The 16,924-nt window shown below is 70.6% G+C and carries 15 protein-coding genes; 10 read left to right on the top strand and 5 right to left on the bottom strand.

All coding sequences use genetic code 11. The features are described 5' to 3' along the window. Positions 1–2 precede the first annotated feature (2 nt). Both aroA and KJK29_RS11510 read right to left on the bottom strand, forming a co-directional pair. Positions 3–1,319 (bottom strand): 3-phosphoshikimate 1-carboxyvinyltransferase, encoded by a 1,317-nt coding sequence (gene aroA / locus KJK29_RS11515; protein WP_215118617.1) that lies wholly within the window; start codon positions 1,317–1,319, stop codon positions 3–5. A gap of 110 nt (positions 1,320–1,429) precedes the next feature. Continuing rightward, a complete protein-coding gene (locus KJK29_RS11510) occupies positions 1,430–2,152 on the bottom strand; it encodes a M50 family metallopeptidase (RefSeq protein WP_215118616.1) in 723 nt (240 codons plus the stop codon). A gap of 50 nt (positions 2,153–2,202) precedes the next feature. Between KJK29_RS11510 and KJK29_RS11505 the strand changes: the two genes are divergently transcribed. The 10 genes from KJK29_RS11505 (at position 2,203) to KJK29_RS11460 (ending at position 12,297) form a co-directional block, all read left to right on the top strand. After that, positions 2,203–3,018: an SOS response-associated peptidase gene (locus tag KJK29_RS11505; RefSeq protein WP_215118615.1), complete on the top strand. Its 816-nt coding sequence runs from the start codon at positions 2,203–2,205 to the stop codon at positions 3,016–3,018. 10 nt (positions 3,019–3,028) lie between these two features. Continuing rightward, on the top strand, positions 3,029–3,676 hold the full coding sequence (locus tag KJK29_RS11500) for an alpha/beta hydrolase family protein (protein WP_215124235.1): 648 nt from the start codon (positions 3,029–3,031) through the stop codon (positions 3,674–3,676). Between the two features lie 256 nt (positions 3,677–3,932). Continuing rightward, a complete protein-coding gene (sigR, locus tag KJK29_RS11495) occupies positions 3,933–4,619 on the top strand; it encodes an RNA polymerase sigma factor SigR (protein ID WP_215118614.1) in 687 nt (228 codons plus the stop codon). Continuing rightward, positions 4,616–4,927, top strand: coding sequence for a mycothiol system anti-sigma-R factor (gene rsrA / locus KJK29_RS11490; RefSeq protein WP_215118613.1), 312 nt, complete (start codon positions 4,616–4,618; stop codon positions 4,925–4,927). The genes sigR and rsrA overlap by 4 nt, the downstream gene beginning before the upstream one ends. Before the next feature lie 163 nt (positions 4,928–5,090). Then, positions 5,091–6,422 carry an HD-GYP domain-containing protein gene (locus KJK29_RS11485; protein WP_215118612.1) on the top strand — a complete coding sequence of 444 codons (1,332 nt, stop codon included), beginning with the start codon at positions 5,091–5,093 and terminating at the stop codon, positions 6,420–6,422. After that, positions 6,419–7,666 (top strand): HD domain-containing protein, encoded by a 1,248-nt coding sequence (locus KJK29_RS11480; protein ID WP_215118611.1) that lies wholly within the window; start codon positions 6,419–6,421, stop codon positions 7,664–7,666. The genes KJK29_RS11485 and KJK29_RS11480 overlap by 4 nt, the downstream gene beginning before the upstream one ends. 117 nt (positions 7,667–7,783) lie before the next feature. Next, positions 7,784–8,764 carry a tetratricopeptide repeat protein gene (locus tag KJK29_RS11475; RefSeq protein WP_215124234.1) on the top strand — a complete coding sequence of 327 codons (981 nt, stop codon included), beginning with the start codon at positions 7,784–7,786 and terminating at the stop codon, positions 8,762–8,764. A 137-nt stretch (positions 8,765–8,901) separates the two neighbouring features. Further along, positions 8,902–9,552: a peptide deformylase gene (gene def / locus KJK29_RS11470; protein WP_215118610.1), complete on the top strand. Its 651-nt coding sequence runs from the start codon at positions 8,902–8,904 to the stop codon at positions 9,550–9,552. 295 nt (positions 9,553–9,847) lie between these two features. Then, positions 9,848–10,933 (top strand): epi-isozizaene synthase, encoded by a 1,086-nt coding sequence (cyc1, locus tag KJK29_RS11465; RefSeq protein WP_215118609.1) that lies wholly within the window; start codon positions 9,848–9,850, stop codon positions 10,931–10,933. After that, positions 10,930–12,297: a bifunctional albaflavenone monooxygenase/terpene synthase gene (locus tag KJK29_RS11460; protein ID WP_215118608.1), complete on the top strand. Its 1,368-nt coding sequence runs from the start codon at positions 10,930–10,932 to the stop codon at positions 12,295–12,297. Before cyc1 ends, KJK29_RS11460 begins: the two co-directional genes overlap by 4 nt. A 14-nt stretch (positions 12,298–12,311) precedes the next feature. On the opposite strand, the gene KJK29_RS11455 is transcribed toward KJK29_RS11460, so the two are convergent. From KJK29_RS11455 to KJK29_RS11445, 3 genes are all read right to left on the bottom strand, one after another. Beyond that, positions 12,312–13,274 carry a GlxA family transcriptional regulator gene (locus KJK29_RS11455; RefSeq protein WP_215118607.1) on the bottom strand — a complete coding sequence of 321 codons (963 nt, stop codon included), beginning with the start codon at positions 13,272–13,274 and terminating at the stop codon, positions 12,312–12,314. Between the two features lie 248 nt (positions 13,275–13,522). Continuing rightward, positions 13,523–14,530: a ribonucleotide-diphosphate reductase subunit beta gene (locus KJK29_RS11450; protein WP_215118606.1), complete on the bottom strand. Its 1,008-nt coding sequence runs from the start codon at positions 14,528–14,530 to the stop codon at positions 13,523–13,525. Beyond that, a complete protein-coding gene (locus tag KJK29_RS11445; RefSeq protein ID WP_215118605.1) occupies positions 14,530–16,905 on the bottom strand; it encodes a ribonucleoside-diphosphate reductase subunit alpha in 2,376 nt (791 codons plus the stop codon). The genes KJK29_RS11450 and KJK29_RS11445 overlap by 1 nt, the downstream gene beginning before the upstream one ends. Positions 16,906–16,924: the final 19 nt, after the last annotated feature.

The raw sequence follows: 16,924 nt of genomic DNA, 5'->3' as shown, positions 1-16,924 counted from the left end.
TCCTACGCCCCGAGCATCCCGGTCCACAGATCGGGGAAGTCCGGCAGCGTCTTGGCCGTCGTCGCCACGTTCTCGATCTGCACCCCCTCGACCGCGAGGCCGATGATCGCACCGGCCGTGGCCATGCGGTGGTCGTCGTACGTGTGGAAGATCCCGCCGTGCAGCCGGCGCGGGCGGATGTGCAGGCCGTCGGCCGTCTCCGTCACGTCGCCGCCGAGTTCGTTGATCTCCTTCGTCAGCGCGGCCAGCCGGTCCGTCTCGTGCAGCCGCAGATGGGCCACGCCGCGCAGGGTCGAGGGGGAGTCGGCGAGCGCCGCGACCGCCGCGATGCCCGGCGTCAGCTCGCCGACCTCGCTCAGGTCGACATCGATGCCATGGACCGAACCGGAGCCGGTGAAGGCGAGGCCCTGCTCGGTCAGCTCGCAGGAGCCGCCCATCTCGGTGAAGATCTCGCGCAGCCGGTCACCGGGCTGGGTGGTGCGGTCCGGCCAGGCCGGGATGACGACCTTGCCGCCGGTCACCAGCGCGGCCGCCAGGAACGGCTGGGCGTTGGACAGGTCCGGCTCGATGACCAGGTCCCGGCCGAGCAGGGCACCCGGCGTGACCCGCCAGACGTTCGGCTCGCCGCCCGACTCGGGCGTGTCCACCTGGGCGCCGACCGCGCGCAGCATGTCGACGGTCATCCGGATGTGCGGCATGGAGGGCAGCGTGGCGCCGGTGTGGCGGACCTCGACGCCCTGGTTGAAGCGCGGCCCGGACAGCAGCAGCGCGCTCACGAACTGCGACGAGGAGGACGCGTCGATCGAGACCTGGCCGCCCTCCAGGGCACCGCTGCCGTGCACGGTCATCGGCAGCGCGCCGCGCCCGTCGTCGTCGATCCGGGCGCCGAGCCGGCGCAGCGCGTCGATGACTCCGTTCAGCGGACGCTCGTACGAGCGGGGGTCACCGTCGAACCGGACGGGACCGTCGGCGAGCGTGGCGACCGGCGGCAGGAAGCGCATCACCGTGCCGGCGTTGCCGACGTCGACCGTGGCCGGTCCGCGCAGGCCCGTGGGGAGCACACGCCAGGCCTCGCCGGTGCCGTCGGGGCCCACGCCCTCCTCGATCTCGATGCCCATCGCGCGCAGGGCACCGGCCATCAGCAGGGTGTCGCGGGAGCGCAGCGGGCGGCGCAGCCAGCCGGGCTCGGAGGCGAGGGAGGCGAGGACGAGGGCGCGGTTGGTGACGGACTTGGACCCGGGCACGTGGACCGTCGCGTCGACGGCTCCGCTCGCGTGCGGGGCGGGCCAGAGGGCGGTGTCTGCGGTGTTCGGGGCCATGCCCTTACTTTATAAGCAGGCCGTACTTCGAGTGCGGCGCCGTGGGAGCTGCTCGCGCCCGCGCGGCGGAGCCGCACATCGGCACAGCCCCGCGCCCCTGGGTCGGCTGGTCACAAGCCCAGTAGCCAGCGACCCCCACCTATCAGCGAGCACAGCGACACCGCGTGGAACAGGAAGAACCACAGCCCCGCCGGTACGTGCGTCAGGCGCGACAACTGGTCCGCGTCCGAGTCGCCCGCGCCGCCCCGGGCCCGCTTCGCCTGGAGTTCGAAGGCCGGGCGGACCCCGCCCAGCAGCAGGAACCACACCACCACGTACGCGAACGCCGCCTGCACCTGAGGGCCGGCCAGCCAGGACACCAGGACGAACAGGCCGCCGGTGACGATCATGGTCAGGGCGCCGTACGCGTTGCGGATCATCACGAGCATGGCCAGGAGCAGGGCCGTGGCCAGCCAGAGCAGGAGCGTGATGCGGCCGGCGCCCAGCAGGGCCGCTCCGCCCAGGCCCAGCAGGGGCGGGGCGGTGTAGCCGGCGGCGGCCGTGAGGATCATGCCGATGCCGTGCGGCTTGCCGCGGCTGACGGTCAGGCCACTGGTGTCCGAGTGCAGGCGTATGCCGGTGAGGGTGCGGCCGGTGAGCAGGGCCACGAGCCCGTGGCCGCCCTCGTGGGCGATGGTGATGGCGTTGCGGGAGATGCGCCACAGGCCGTGCGGGATCACCACGGCGAGCGCGGCGGCCAGCGTCGCGATCACCACCCACAGGTCGGGATCGGGCTGCGTGCCGGAGACCTCGTCCCAGAGGGAGGCGAGCGAGGCGGTAGCGGTGCTGTCCATGTGCGGCGTTGGCTCCCTGTGGTCGGATGGAATCTGGCAGTGTGGCACGTATGTGCGGACGGTATTCAGCGAGTCGCAGGCCAGAGGATCTCGCAGGAATCTTTGAGATCGAGAAGTGGGAGCCCGAGGAGACCCTCGAGCCGGACTACAACGTGGCGCCCACCAAAGAGGTCTACGCCGTCCTCGACCGCCCTCTGAAAGACGTGGACGACCCGCGCCCGGTTCGGCAGCTGCGCAAGCTGAAGTGGGGGCTCGTCCCGTCCTGGTCGAAGACCCCCGAGGGCGGCGCCCGGATGATCAACGCCCGCGCGGAGACCGTCCACGAGAAGCCGTCCTTCCGCCGTGCCTTCACCTCCCGGCGCTGCGTCCTGCCCGCCGACGGCTACTACGAGTGGGTCACCGGTCAGCAGGAGCGCGAGCTGGAGGTCGAGGGCAAGAAGAAGCGGCCCCGCAAGCAGCCGTACTTCGTGACACCGGCGGACGGGTCGGTCTTCGCCATGGCCGGGCTGTACGAGTTCTGGCGGGACCGGACGCTGCCCGACGACCACCCGCAGTCCTGGTGGGTGACCTGCTCCGTCATCACCACCGAGGCCGAGACGAGCCCGCTGGCGGTCTCCCCGGCGGACGGCCCGCGGGCCCTGGCCGAGATCCACCCCCGGATGCCGCTGATGCTGACGCCCGACCGCTGGGACGACTGGCTCGACCCCTCCCGCACGGACCCCGACGACCTGCGCGGGCTGCTCGCCCCGCCGCCCGCCGGGCTGATGCGCGCCTACCCCGTCGCCACGGCCGTCAGCAACGTCCGCAACAACGGACCGGAGCTGCTGAAGGAGCTGGAAGGGCCCGAAGAGGGCACACTCTTCTGACGTGACGCATGTGACGAAAGCGACCAGCACGGCCACCGAGACCGTCGAGACCGACGCCGGAACCGCCCGCATCACCTGGCACCCGGCGAAGAAGGCCCGGCTCGTGCTCGCCGTCAGCCACGGCGCCGGCGGCGGTATCGAGGCCCGCGACCTGAAGGCCCTGGCCGAGGTCCTGCCCGCGCACGGCGTGACCGTCGCCCGGGTGGAGCAGCCCTGGCGGGTGGCCGGGAAGAAGCTGGCGCCCGCGCCCAAGACCCTGGACGTCGGCTGGCGCGGCATCTGGCCCGCCCTGGCCGGGCCCGGACTGCCGGTGATCTCCGGCGGCCGCAGCGCCGGGGCCCGGGTCGCCTGCCGTACCGCCACCGAACTGGGCGCGCACGCGGTCCTGGCCCTCAGCTTCCCCCTCCACCCGCCGGGCAAGCCGGAGAAGTCCCGCGCCGACGAACTGCTCGGTTCCGGGGTGCCCACCCTGGTCGTCCAGGGCGGGAACGACCCCTTCGGGAAGCCGGAGGAATTCCCCGCGGGTTCCCACGAACTCGTCGAGGTGCCGTACGGCGATCACGGCTTCGCGGTCCCCAAGCGGGCGGAGATCTCCCAGGACGAGGCCGTGGCGCTCATCACGGACGCGGTCCTGGAGTGGACCGGGTCACTCGGGTAAAGCTCCGGGAATGCCGGGACGGCGAGCACTGTTGTGCGGGACGTACGTGCTGGAGACCAGCGCAGACGCCGTAGGAGAGGAAGTCCGCCGCATGGGTTCGACCATCTGCCCGACCCGCAGCAGCCGTGCCGACCTGGACTGGACGGTGCTGCACGCGGCCAGGACCGCCCCTGTTCGGGCGGCGGGCGGACCGGATCGTCGTCTATCCTCCGATTCGGGTGAGACCGGTCTCGGTCTCACGAGAACACTCGAGGAGGTGGGTCCGGTCACAGGGACCGACGCAGGGACCGAACACGGCCAGGCGGAGCAGCCCGGGGGCCAGAGCGGCACGGGCGCGGAGACGGCCGCGGAGCGCAGTGCGCGCTTCGAGCGGGACGCTCTCGAGTTCCTCGACCAGATGTACTCGGCCGCGCTGCGCATGACGCGCAACCCGGCGGACGCCGAAGACCTGGTGCAGGAGACGTACGCCAAGGCGTACGCGTCCTTCCATCAGTTCCGCGAGGGCACCAACCTCAAGGCGTGGCTGTACCGGATCCTCACCAACACCTTCATCAACTCGTACCGCAAGAAGCAGCGCGAACCTCAGCGCTCCGCGGCCGAGGAGATCGAGGACTGGCAGCTCGCCCGCGCCGAGTCGCACATGTCGACGGGCTTGCGCTCCGCGGAGTCGCAGGCGCTCGACCACCTGCCCGACTCGGACGTGAAGGAAGCGCTCCAGGCGATCCCCGAGGAGTTCCGCATCGCCGTGTATCTCGCGGACGTCGAGGGGTTTGCCTACAAGGAGATCGCCGACATCATGGGCACACCCATCGGTACGGTGATGTCCCGGCTGCACCGGGGCCGCCGTCAGCTGCGCGGCATGCTGGAGGACTACGCCCGTGACCGCGGGATGGTCCCGGCCGGCGCCGGAGAGTCGAACGAAGCGAAAGGCTCGGGGTCATGAGCTGCGGAGAGCCGCACGAGACGGATTGCAGCGAAATCCTCGATCATCTCTACGAGTTCCTCGACCGGGAGATGCCGGACTCGGACTGCGTGAAGTTCGAGTCCCACTTCGAGGAGTGCTCGCCCTGCCTCGAGAAGTACGGGCTCGAACAGGCCGTGAAGAAGCTCGTCAAGCGCTGCTGCGGGCATGACGACGTGCCGGGTGACCTGCGGGCCAAGGTCATGGGGCGGATCGACCTGATCCGTTCCGGCCAGGCCGTCCCCGATCAGGACGTCACGGCCTCGCCTGCCACGCCCCAGGAGTCCTGAGACTCCTGCGCTTTTCAACTACCCCGCCTCTCCAGGGGTAGTCATCCTCTCGGCATCGTCGAACGCGTCACTCGAACGTGCTAATCCATGGGCTATCGGCCCATGGAGCCCCCCATCTGCGGCCTAGGCTCCGGGCCTGACGGACATGGCCGGGGAGGGGCTCATGGAAGCGGTATCGGCGCGGGCACGTGTGTATGTCGCCTCTGTCGCCGTCGCCGCCCTGTGCTGTCTGCTCCCGCTGCCGGGCGTTCGTACGCCCTGGTGGGCCGTCGCCCTGCTGGCCGCGCTGTACGCCGGGTGCGAGCGCGTCGCCCGGTCCCGGTTCGTCGGCATCTCGCATCCGGCCGGGACCTTCTATCCCGTGCTGCTCGCCGGTGCCTTCCTGCTGCCGGCGCCCGCCGCCGCCCTGGTCGCCGTGCCCGCCGCGCTGCTCTCGCCCGTGGAACAGCGGCCCGCGACGCTACGGCGGATCTGGCGGGCCGCCCAGCTCGTCCTCGGCGTGTGGGCCGCTGCCCGGGTGCACTGGGCGCTCGGCGGGCGGGACGCGGTCGTCGCGGGCGACGTCCCCTACGCGCTCGGGCCGGCCGGTGCCGCCGTGCTGGCGTTCTGCCTGGTGCTCGCGCTGCTGGACGGGGGGATCCTCGCCGCCGCCGAGCGGGTGCCGGTGCGGCGCGCCTGGCGGGGGCTGGTGCCGCGTTCGCTCGCGCCGATCGCCGTGCACGGGCTCGCCGGGCTGATGATGGCCGTCCTGTGGCGCAGCCCGTACGGTCCCGTGGCCGCGCTGCTCGTGCTGCTGCCGATGTGCGTCTCGTGGTGGGCGTTCGCCCAGTACCACCGGGAACGGGCCGCCCACCAGGCGACCATCCGGGCGCTGGTGCAGGCCGTCGACATCAAGGACGGGTACACCCGCGGGCACAGCGAGCGCGTCGGACAGGCCTCCATGATGATCGCGCGCGAGCTGGGCATGGACGACGAGCGCGTCGAGGTGCTCCGCTTCGCCGGGATCCTGCACGACGTCGGCAAGCTGGGCGTGCCCACCCGGCTGCTCAGGAAGAACGGGCCGCTGACCCCCGAGGAACGGCGTGTGATCGAGCTGCACCCCGAGTACGGGCACGAGATGGTGCGCGGCATCGGCTTCCTCGGTGAGGCCCGCGCCGCAGTACTGCACCACCACGAGCGGCTGGACGGCAGCGGGTACCCCTACGGGCTGGTGGGCCGTCAGATCCCGGAGTCCGCACGGGTCGTGGCGGTCGCCGACGCCTTCGACGCCATGACCTCCACCCGGAGCTACAGCAGGGCCTGCCCCGTCCCGGTGGCCCTGGAGGAGCTGGAGCGGTGCGCGGGCAGCCACTTCGACCCCGTGATGGTCACGGCCCTGGTCGCGGCCGTACGGAGGGCGGGCTGGCACCCCGCGGTGACCGCCGACGACGTCCACACGCCCCGGGTGCCCCCGCCCGGCGCACCCGTCTCCAGCCGGCCGGGAGCACACCGATGAGCGGGTGCGGGGCGCCGCACCTGCGCACCCTGGTCCACGCCTCCGCCGCCCTCCTCGCCACCGGCTCCCTCGCCGTCACGCTCTACAACGGGCTCGAGGAACGCCGGGTCGCCCTCGCCTTCGGGGTCCTCGTCACCGTCGGGGAGCTCACCCGGCGGGGCGGGGCGCGGATCCGGGAGCCGGCACCGCTCGGAGCCGCGGCGGCCCTGTCGTACGCGCTGCTCGGGGAGGCCGGCGGGCGGGCCACGCACCACGGCCTCGCCCAGGTCCTCGCCGTCGTCCTGGCCGCCTCGCTGCTCGGCAGCGTGCCGCACGTCGCGCGCGGACAGGGGCCCACGCTCGACCATCTGGCGCGCCGCATGCTCACCGTCGGCTTCGTCGCCGTGTGCTTCCAGCCCCCGTACAACCGGGGGATGTTCGACGACTGGGGCGGACCCGCCTACGCGCTGCTGCTGCTCGCGCTGCTGTCCCTGACCGCGCTGTGCGACGCGGTGCTCGCCGCCGCCCTGGCCCACTCGCGCACCGGCTGGCCCTTCGGCCCGGTGCTGCGGGACGAGCTGCGGGCCGTGTGCGGCATCGGCTCCGCCGTCATCGCCACCGGGGCCGTGATGGCCCTCGCGGTCGCCGTGGTCGGGCTGTGGGCGCTGCCCGTCTTCTCCGTGCCGCTGCTGCTCGCCCAGATGTCGTTCCGGCGCTACGCAGCCGTCCGGGCCACCTACGGGCAGACCATCGCCTCCCTCGCACGGGCCACCGAGGTCGCCGGCTGCACCCCCTGCGGGCACGCCCGGCGCGTCGCCGCGCTCGGCCAGGCGGTGGGGCGGGACCTGGGCCTGACCGAGCCCGAACTGGCCGTGCTGGAGTACGCCGCGCTCATGCACGACATCGGCCAGCTCAGCCTCGTCGACCCGGTGCCCGCGGGAGCCACCGCCGACCTGCCCGCGGCGGAACAGCGGCGGATCGCGCTGCTCGGCGGTGCCGTCGTACGGCAGACGGGCGTCGACGAGGCGGTCGCCGTGGTCGTGGAGCGGCAGGCCGACCCCTACGCCGAGCAGCCGCTCGCCGCGCGAATCGTCCGGGCCGTGAACGCGTACGAGGAGAAGTCCAGGGAAGGCGGGCCCGGCGGGCCGCTGACGGCGCTGGAGGAACTCCGGCTCGCCACCGCCGGGAAGTACGCGCCGGAGGTGGTGGAATCACTGGCCCGGGTACTGGCAAGGAGCAGTCTGAGTCTGCCCGTGGCTGGGTAACCCATGGGTAATGAGCGCCTCGGAGGCCGTACGTGGTTGGATGCGAAGGAGAAGGTGTCCGGGGGCTCGAAACACAGCTACGGCCAGCCCACCGCACGGAACTGGCAGGCGGGAATCGTGAGGATCTTCGGCAAGGGACGGCACCGGCCCTCCGCCTCCTGGCGGCAGGCCACAGACCGGGCGTTCACACTTATCGGCGACGGTAGGTACGAGGACGCGGGCGCACTGTTGACACGTGCCGCCGACCTCGAGCCCTGGTTGTCCGAGTCGTGGTTCAACCTCGCCCTGCTGCACAAGTTCCGGCACGACTGGGAGCAGGCGCGGGCGGCGGGCCTCAGGGCCGTGGCCCTGCTCGACCGGGACACCGGTGCGCCCGACTGGTGGAACGTCGGCATCGCCGCGACCGCCCTCCAGGACTGGCCGCTGGCCCGCCGCGCCTGGCAGGCCTACGGGCTGCGGATGCCGGGTTCGGCCACCGCCGCCGGCGAGCCCGTCGGCATGGACCTCGGCAGCGCGGCCGTGCGGCTGTCCCCCGAGGGGGAGGCCGAGGTCGTGTGGGGGCGGCGGCTGGATCCCGCGCGGATCGAGGTGCTGTCCATTCCGCTGCCGTCGTCGGGGCGGCGCTGGGGCGAGGTCGTCCTGCACGACGGGGTGCCGCACGGGGAGCGGACCACGGCCGCCGGGCACACCTACCCGGTGTTCGACGAGATCGAGCTGTGGGCGCCGTCGCCGGTGCCGACCTGGGTGGTGCTGCTGGAGGCGGCGACCGAGTCCGACCGGGACGCGCTGGAGCAGCTGGCGGGTGACGCCGGGTTCGCGGCGGAGGACTGGTCCTCGTCGGTGCGGTTGCTGTGCCGGATGTGCTCGGAGTCCCGGATGCCGTCGGACGAGGGTGACGGGGAGCATCTCGATCCGCATGATCACAGTGAGCCGGGGCATCCCGGGCCGCTGGGGCATCGGACGGACGGGCAGCTGTGGGTGCCGGAGCGGGAGTGCGGGCTGGCCGCGCCGGCTTCGCTGGTGAGGGGGTTGCTGGACGGGTGGGTGGCCGACAGTCCGGATTCCCGGGATTGGCGGGATCTGGAAGAGGTCTGTTAGGTCGCCTGACGGGTGCGGCGCCGCGGGGGCTGGTCGCGCAGTTCCCCGCGCCCCCAAGAAAAAAAGGGCGTCCGATACCGGCGTAACCTGTATCAGCATCTCAGCCCGGTCAGTTTCAGGAAGGCGTACATAACGTCATGGCTCAGCAGGACACCGATCAGCAGCACGCGGGCGTGCTCCCCGTCGATGACGAGGGGTACGTGATCGACACGGAGGACTGCGAGGAGCGCGAGGCGGCCTGGCGGGAGCGGGGGACCTCGCGGCCGATCACGGTGGTCGGGAACCCGGTGCTGCACAAGGAGTGCAAGGACGTCACCGAGTTCGGCGAGGAGTTCCAGCAGCTCGTCGCGGACATGTTCGCCAGCCAGCGCACCGCCGAGGGCGTGGGCCTGGCCGCCAACCAGATCGGTGTCGACCAGAAGGTCTTCATCTACGACTGCCCCGACGACGAGGGCGTCCGCCACACCGGCGTGATCTGCAACCCCAAGCTCGTCGAACTGCCCGCCGAGACGCGCCGGCTGGACGACAGCAACGAGGGCTGCCTGTCCGTGCCCACCGCGTACGCCCCGCTCGCCCGGCCCGACTACGCCGAGGTGACCGGGCAGGACGAGAAGGGCAACCCGATCAAGGTGCGCGGCACCGGATACTTCGCTCGGTGTTTGCAGCACGAGACCGACCACCTGTACGGCTCCCTGTACATCGACCGGCTCTCCAAGCGCGAGCGCAAGGACGCGCTGCGGCAGATGGCCGAGAACGAGCCCCGCTACCCCGTGGTCGCGAACGACTGAGACCTCACACGCACCAGACGAACGGCGTCTGTCCGGGAATCCCGTCCCGAACAGACGCCGTTCGTCTGTGTCGTTCGCCTGTCCGTCGCACGTTCGATCGCTTCTGCTCTCCTGGCGATCCGCCACCAGTCACACACCGGGAGGATCCCGGCACTGTGGGGTAGTGAATGAAGCAAATGCGTTCCCAGAACGGTCAGTTGTAGTGCTGAATGGGATGAGCGGGGTATGCAACGGCGCACGCCCGGCACGAAGGGAGGGGCGCCCGCGCCAACTGGCGGCTGAGAGGGGTTAGTTCGTGCATGCTTTGCCAGACGGCACCACATCGGCACCGACCACCATCGCAGTTCCACCGTCGCTCTCTCTACCGGTGATCGAGGCGGCGTTCGATCGGCAACTCCACCCGTATTGGCCGAAGTGCCAGGAGAAGACCCGGGCCTGGCTGCTCGAAAAGCGGCTCATGCCCGCGGACAAGGTGGAGGAATATGCCGACGGCCTTTGCTACACCGACCTCATGGCGGGGTACTACATCGGTGCCTCCGACGAGGTCCTCCAGGCGATCGCGGACTACAGCGCCTGGTTCTTCGTCTGGGACGACCGGCACGACCGCGACATCGTGCACGGCCGTCCGGTCGCCTGGCGGCGGCTGCGGGACCGGCTGCACACGGCCCTCGACTTCCCCGGGGCGCATCTGCACCACGAGGACCCACTGGTCGCCGGGTTCGCGGACAGCGTGTCCCGGCTGTACGCGTTCCTGCCGAGGACGTGGAACCTCCGGTTCGCCCGGCACTTCCACGCGGTGGTCGACGCCTACGACCGGGAGTTCCACAACCGTACCCATGGAATCGTGCCCACGGTCGACGAATATCTCCGGTTGCGCCGGCTCACCTTCGCTCACTGGATATGGACGGATCTACTGGAGCCGGTCGCGGGATGCGAGATACCCGACCCCGTCCGGAAACACCCGGCATACCGGCGGGCAGCGCTGCTGAGCCAGGAATTCGCCGCCTGGTACAACGACCTCTGCTCCCTTCCGAAGGAAATTGCGGGCGATGAGGTGCACAATCTCGGAATCAGTCTCATCACCCATGAGGGGCTGACTCTGGAACAGGCGGTCGTGGAGCTGAGAAACCGTGTCGAGAAGTGCATCACGGAATTCATCGAGGTCGAAGGGGAAGCATTACGGTTCGCCGACGACCTCGCCGACGGCACCGTGCGGGGAAAGGAACTGAGCGCCGCCGTGCGGGCCTGTCTGAGCAATATGCGCAACTGGTTCAGTTCCGTCTACTGGTTCCACCACGAGTCCGGCCGGTACATGGTCGACAGCTGGGACGACCGGTCCACGCCCCCGTACGTCAACAACGAAGCGGCAGGTGAGAAATGACCGTCGAGTCCGTGCAACCCGAAGCCCTGGCTCCGGATCTGCGTGAGCCGCCCCGGGCGGGCGGCGGTGTCCCCGGCCTCGGCCACGGCTGGAAGCTGGTGCGCGACCCGCTGGCGTTCATGTCCCGGCTGCGCGAGCACGGCGACGTGGTCCGCCTGAAGCTCGGGCCGAAGACCGTGTACGCCGTGACCACCCCGGATCTCACCGGGGCGCTGGCGCTGAGCAACGACTTCATCATCGCCGGCCCGCTCTGGGAGTCCCTGGAGGGCCTGCTCGGCAAGGAGGGCGTGGCCACCGCGAACGGGCCGCAGCACCGGCGCCAGCGACGCACCATCCAGCCCGCCTTCCGGCTCGACGCCATACCCGGCTACGGGCCGATCATGGAGGAGGAGGCGCACGCGCTGACCGAGCGCCTGAGCGCCGGGGAGACCATCGACTGCACCTCCGAGTCGTTCCGGGTGGCCGTGCGCATCGCGGCCCGCTGTCTGCTGCGCGGCAACTACATGGACGAGCGGGCGGAGCGGCTGTCCGTCGCGCTCGCCACCGTCTTCCGCGGGATGTACCGGCGGATGGTGGTCCCGCTCGGGCCGCTGTACAACCTGCCGCTCCCGGCCAACCGCGAATTCAACCGGGCATTGGCCGATTTGCATCTCCTGGTCGACGAGATCGTCGCCGAGCGCCGGGCATCCGGTCAAAAGCCGAACGATTTGCTGACGGCATTGCTGGAGGCGAAGGACGAGAATGGCGACCCCATCGGGGAACAGGAGATCCACGATCAGGTCGTCGCGATCCTCACCCCCGGCAGCGAAACCGTCGCCTCCACGATCATGTGGCTGTTGCATATGCTCGCGGAACACCCTGAACAGGCGGACCGGGTGCGGGACGAAGTAGAAGCCGTCACCGGTGGGAGGCCGGTGGCATTCGAGGACGTCCGGGGGCTCAGGCACACCAACAATGTCGTCGTCGAGGCCCTGCGTTTGCGCCCCGCCGTCTGGATTCTGACGCGCCGGGCGGTACGGGACACGGAACTCGGCGGATACCGGATTCCGGCCGGGGCGGACATCGTCTACAGCCCGTACGCCATCCAGCGCGATGCGAAGTCGTACGACCGGAACCTCGAGTTCGACCCCGACCGGTGGCTGCCCGACCGGGTCAAGGACATCCCGAAGCACGCCATGAGCCCGTTCAGCACGGGCAACCGCAAGTGCCCGAGCGACCACTTCTCGATGGCCCAGCTGACGCTGATCACGGCGGCGCTGGCCGCCGGGTACCGCTTCGAGCAGGTGGCCGGTTCGAACGACGCCACCCGCGTCGGCATCACGCTCCGGCCGCACGATCTGCGGCTGCGGCCGGTGCCGAGGTGACGGGCCGGTGATCGTCAGGCCGCTTCGGGGCCCCTGAACGTGCGCCGGTACGCGTTCGGCGTGGTGCCCACCGCCCGGACGAAGTGGTGGCGCAGCGTGGCCGCGTTGCCGAACCCCGTTCGGCCGGCGATCGCGTCCATCGTCTCGTCCGTCGCCTCCAGCAGCCGCTGGGCCAGCAGCACTCGCTGGCGCAGGACCCAGCGGTAGGGAGTCGTCCCCGTCTCCTGCTGGAAGCGGCGGGCGAAGGTGCGCGGCGACATATGGGCGCGGACGGCGAGCTGCTCGACGGTGACCTCCTCGTCGAGATGCCGCTCCATCCACGCCAGCACCTCGCCGATCGCGTCGGCCTCGGAGATCGGCAGCGGACGCTCGATGTACTGGGCCTGGCCCCCGTCGCGGTGCGGCGGCACCACCATCCGCCGGGCGATCTTGTTGGCGACCTCCGAGCCCTGCTCCTTGCGCACCAGGTGCAGACAGGCGTCGATCCCCGCGGCCGTGCCGGCGGAGGTGATCACCGGGTCCTCGTCGACGTAGAGCACGTCCGGCTCCACGGCCACCCGGGGATACCGCCGGGCGAGGTCCCGCGCGTGCTTCCAGTGCACGGCACAGCGACGGTCGTCCAGCAGCCCGGCCGCGGCCAGCACGAAGACGCCGGAGCAGACGCTGAGCACGCGCGAGCCGCGGTCCACCGCGCGGCGCAGGGCGTCCAGCAGCTCCGGCGGGAACTCACGGGTCGCGTAGCTCTGCCCCGCCGGCACCGCGATGAGATCGGCCGTCTCCAGCCGCTGCAGCCCGTGCTCGGCGTGCAGCGAGAAGCCGGAGTTCATGCGCAGGACCGGGCCCTCGGCCGAGGCGACCGCGAAATCGTAGACCGGCAGGCCGTCGTCGCTGCGGTCGGTGCCGAAGACCTCGCACACCACACCCAGTTCGAAGGGGTTCACGCCGTCGAGCAGGACGACGGCCACATTCTGGAGCATGTCTCCAGTGTGCCTCGCCGGTGGCAGTAATTCGAGGGTCTACGGCAGTACTGCCACTGACGGTAAGGAGTCATCGGCGCGACAGTGGTGTCCATGGAAACGAACCAGGCACAGACACTCATCGCAATGATCTTCGTACTCGGGACGCTGGTCCTCCTGGTCCTCCCGTCAGTGATCGGCCTCGTGCGCGACAAGCGCGTCGACCGTCAGATCAGGGAGGCCCAGGAGGCCAGGGAGAGCGAACCGGCTCAGAAGTCCTCGTCCAGGTCGACGGTGCCCTCCACCGCAACCTGGTACGCCGAGGGGCGCCGCTCGAAGAAGTTGGTCAGCTCCTGAACACCCTGGAGCTCCATGAAGGAGAAGGGGTTCTCGGAGCCGTACACCGGAGCGAAGCCGAGCCGGGTGAGCCGCTGGTCGGCGACGCACTCCAGGTACTGCCGCATCGACTCGGTGTTCATGCCCGGGAGGCCGTCACCGCACAGGTCGCGCGCGAACTGCAGCTCGGCCTCGACGGCCTCCCGCAGCATGTCCGTGACCTGCTGCTCGAGCTGGTCGTCGAAGAGCTCCGGCTCCTCCTTGCGGACGGTGTCGACCACGTCGAAGGCGAAGGACATGTGCATCGTCTCGTCCCGGAACACCCAGTTGGTGCCGGTGGCCAGGCCGTGCAGCAGACCACGGCTGCGGAACCAGTAGACGTAGGCGAAGGCGCCGTAGAAGAACAGGCCCTCGATGCACGCGGCGAAGCAGATCAGGTTCAGCAGGAAGCGGCGGCGGTCGGACTGGGTCTCCAGCCGGTCCAGCTTCTCCACCGAGTCCATCCACTTGAAGCAGAACCCGGCCTTCTCGCGGATGGAGGGGATGTTCTCCACGGCGTCGAACGCCGCGGCACGGTCCTCCGGGTCGGGGAGGTAGGTGTCGAGCAGCGTCAGATAGAACTGGACGTGCACGGCCTCCTCGAAGAGCTGGCGGGACAGGTACAGCCGCGCCTCGGGGGAGTTGATGTGCTTGTACAGCGTCAGCACCAGGTTGTTCGCGACGATCGAGTCGCCCGTCGCGAAGAAGGCGACCAGCCGGCCGATCAGGTGCTGCTCCATCGGGGACAGCTTGGCGAGGTCGGCGACGTCCGAGTGGAGGTCGACCTCTTCCACGGTCCAGGTGTTCTTGATGGCGTCCCGGTAGCGCTCGTAGAAGTCCGGGTAGCGCATGGGACGCAGGGTGAGCTCGAAGCCGGGGTCGAGAAGGTTCTGGGTGGTCATTACTGGCAGGCCTCGCAGGACTCGGGGTTTTCCAGGGAGCAGGCGACCGCGTCGGGGTCGGCCGTCTGCTGGACGGGGATGGTCTTCTCAGGCTGTGCCTGGCCCTGCGCGGCGCGGGCGATGCGGGTCGCCGGGCGCGAGCGCAGGTAGTACGTCGTCTTCAGCCCGGCCTTCCAGGCGTACGCGTACATCGAGGAGAGCTTGCCGATGGTCGGCGTCTCCAAGAAGAGGTTCAGCGACTGGGACTGGTCCAGGAACGGTGTCCTGGCGGCCGCCATGTCGATCAGGCCGCGCTGCGGAACCTCCCACGCCGTGCGGTAGAGCGCCCGTACGTCCGCGGGGATCCAGGCGAACTCCTGCACCGAGCCGTTGGCCTCGCGCAGCGCCTCCCGGCTGCGGGCGTCCCACACGCCGAGCCGCTTCAGCTCGTCCACCAGGTAGGAGTTGACCTGGAGGAACTCGCCCGACAGCGTCTCACGCTTGAACAGGTTGGACACCTGCGGCTCGATGCACTCGTACACGCCCGCGATGGAGGCGATCGTGGCCGTGGGCGCGATGGCGAGGAGCAGGGAGTTGCGCATACCGGTCGCGGCGATGCGCTCGCGCAGGGCCGCCCAGCGCTCGGGCCAGGTCAGCTCCACGTCGTAGTGATCGGGGTGCAGCACACCCCGGGCCGTACGGGTCTTCTCCCAGGCCGGCAGCGGGCCGTTGCGCTCGGCCAGGTCGGCGGAGGCCTCGTAGGAGGCGAGCATGATGCGCTCGGCGATACGGGTGGACAGCGCCTTCGCCTCGGGCGAGTCGAAGGGCAGGCGCAGCTTGAAGAAGACGTCCTGCAGGCCCATGGCCCCGAGGCCGACCGGACGCCAGCGGGCGTTGGAGCGGCCCGCCTGCTCGGTCGGGTAGAAGTTGATGTCCACGACACGGTCGAGGAAGGTCACGGCCGTGCGGACGGTCTCGTCCAGCCGCTCCCAGTCGATGTCCCTGCGGGCCAGGTCGACGAAGGCGCCGAGGTTGACCGAGCCCAGGTTGCAGACCGCCGTCTCCCCGTCGTCGGTGACCTCCAGGATCTCCGTGCAGAGATTGGAGGAGTGGACGACGTGGCCCGGCTCGGCCGTCTGGTTGGCGGTGCGGTTGGCGGCGTCCTTGAAGGTCATCCAGCCGTTGCCGGTCTGCGCGAGGGCGCGCATCATGCGGCCGTACAGCTCACGGGCCGGCAGGGTCTTCTTCGCCAGGCCCTTCGCCTCGGCCGCCCGGTACGCGGCGTCGAACTCCTCGCCGAACAGGTCGACCAGCTCGGGCACGTCCGAGGGGGAGAACAGCGACCACTGCCCGTCGGCGTTGACCCGCCGCATGAACTCGTCCGGCACCCAGTGCGCGAGGTTCAGATTGTGCGTACGGCGGGCGTCCTCGCCGGTGTTGTCGCGCAGCTCCAGGAACTCCTCGATGTCGGAGTGCCAGGTCTCCAGGTACACCGCGGCGGCGCCCTTGCGGCGGCCGCCCTGGTTCACGGCGGCGACCGAGGCGTCGAGGGTCTTCAGGAACGGGACGATGCCGTTGGAGTGGCCGTTGGTGCCGCGGATCAGCGAACCGCGGGAACGGATACGGGAGTACGACAGCCCGATGCCGCCCGCGTGCTTCGACAGCCGCGCCACCTGGTGGTACCGGTCGTAGATCGAGTCCAGCTCGTCCTTGGGGGAGTCCAGGAGGTAGCAGGACGACATCTGGGGGTGCCGGGTGCCGGAGTTGAAGAGGGTGGGCGAGGAGGGGAGGTAGTCCAGGCGGCTCATGAGCCCGTAGAGCGCGGCGACCTCGTCGACGGACTGTGCCGTGTCGTCCTCGGCGAGACCGGCGGCGACGCGCAGCATGAAGTGCTGGGGCGTCTCGACGACCTTGCGGGTGATCGGGTGGCGCAGCAGGTAGCGGCTGTGCAGCGTCCGCAGGCCGAAGTAGCCGAAGCGGTCGTCGGCGGCCCGGTCGATCAGCGCGTCGAGCCGGGCGGCGTGCAGGAGCACGAACTCGGCGGTCCGGTCGGCGATCAGACCCTCGCGGTGGCCGACCGCGACGGACTCGGTGAAGGACGTGACACCCTGCGAGGCGGCCTCTTCACGGATGCCGATCGTCAGCAGACGGGCGGCCAGCCGGGAGTAGGCGGGGTCCTCGGAGATGAGGCCGGCGGCCGACTCCGTCGCGAGCTCGCGCAGCTCCGCCTCGTCCGCCCGCGCGGACCGGCCCCGCAACGCGGCGGCGGCGACCCGGCCGGGGTCGGCGTCGGGGAGGTCGGCGGTCAGCTCGGTCAGGGTCCGCAGCAGCGCGGCACCGGGACCGTCGTGCTCTTCTTCGGCAGCTGAGACCGGTTCGGCTGGCGCGATGGTCACGTGGGGCTCTCCCTCGCTC

It is taken from the genome of Streptomyces koelreuteriae (assembly GCF_018604545.1).
In the GTDB taxonomy this organism is placed as follows: domain Bacteria; phylum Actinomycetota; class Actinomycetes; order Streptomycetales; family Streptomycetaceae; genus Streptomyces; species Streptomyces koelreuteriae.
This window is presented reverse-complemented; position numbering and strand designations above follow the sequence as displayed.

Bases quoted from the DNA above. Each gene is read 5' to 3' on its own strand.
- KJK29_RS11455 (WP_215118607.1), bottom strand. From the start codon at position 13,274: ATGCTCCAGAATGTGGCCGTCGTCCTGCTCGACGGCGTGAACCCCTTC.
- KJK29_RS11510 (WP_215118616.1), bottom strand. From the start codon at position 2,152: ATGGACAGCACCGCTACCGCCTCGCTCGCCTCCCTCTGGGACGAGGTC.
- rsrA (WP_215118613.1), top strand. From the start codon at position 4,616: ATGAGCTGCGGAGAGCCGCACGAGACGGATTGCAGCGAAATCCTCGAT.
- KJK29_RS11480 (WP_215118611.1), top strand. From the start codon at position 6,419: ATGAGCGGGTGCGGGGCGCCGCACCTGCGCACCCTGGTCCACGCCTCC.
- KJK29_RS11485 (WP_215118612.1), top strand. From the start codon at position 5,091: ATGGAAGCGGTATCGGCGCGGGCACGTGTGTATGTCGCCTCTGTCGCC.
- aroA (WP_215118617.1), bottom strand. From the start codon at position 1,319: ATGGCCCCGAACACCGCAGACACCGCCCTCTGGCCCGCCCCGCACGCG.
- KJK29_RS11450 (WP_215118606.1), bottom strand. From the start codon at position 14,530: ATGACCACCCAGAACCTTCTCGACCCCGGCTTCGAGCTCACCCTGCGT.
- KJK29_RS11460 (WP_215118608.1), top strand. From the start codon at position 10,930: ATGACCGTCGAGTCCGTGCAACCCGAAGCCCTGGCTCCGGATCTGCGT.
- def (WP_215118610.1), top strand. From the start codon at position 8,902: ATGGCTCAGCAGGACACCGATCAGCAGCACGCGGGCGTGCTCCCCGTC.
- KJK29_RS11505 (WP_215118615.1), top strand. From the start codon at position 2,203: ATGTGCGGACGGTATTCAGCGAGTCGCAGGCCAGAGGATCTCGCAGGA.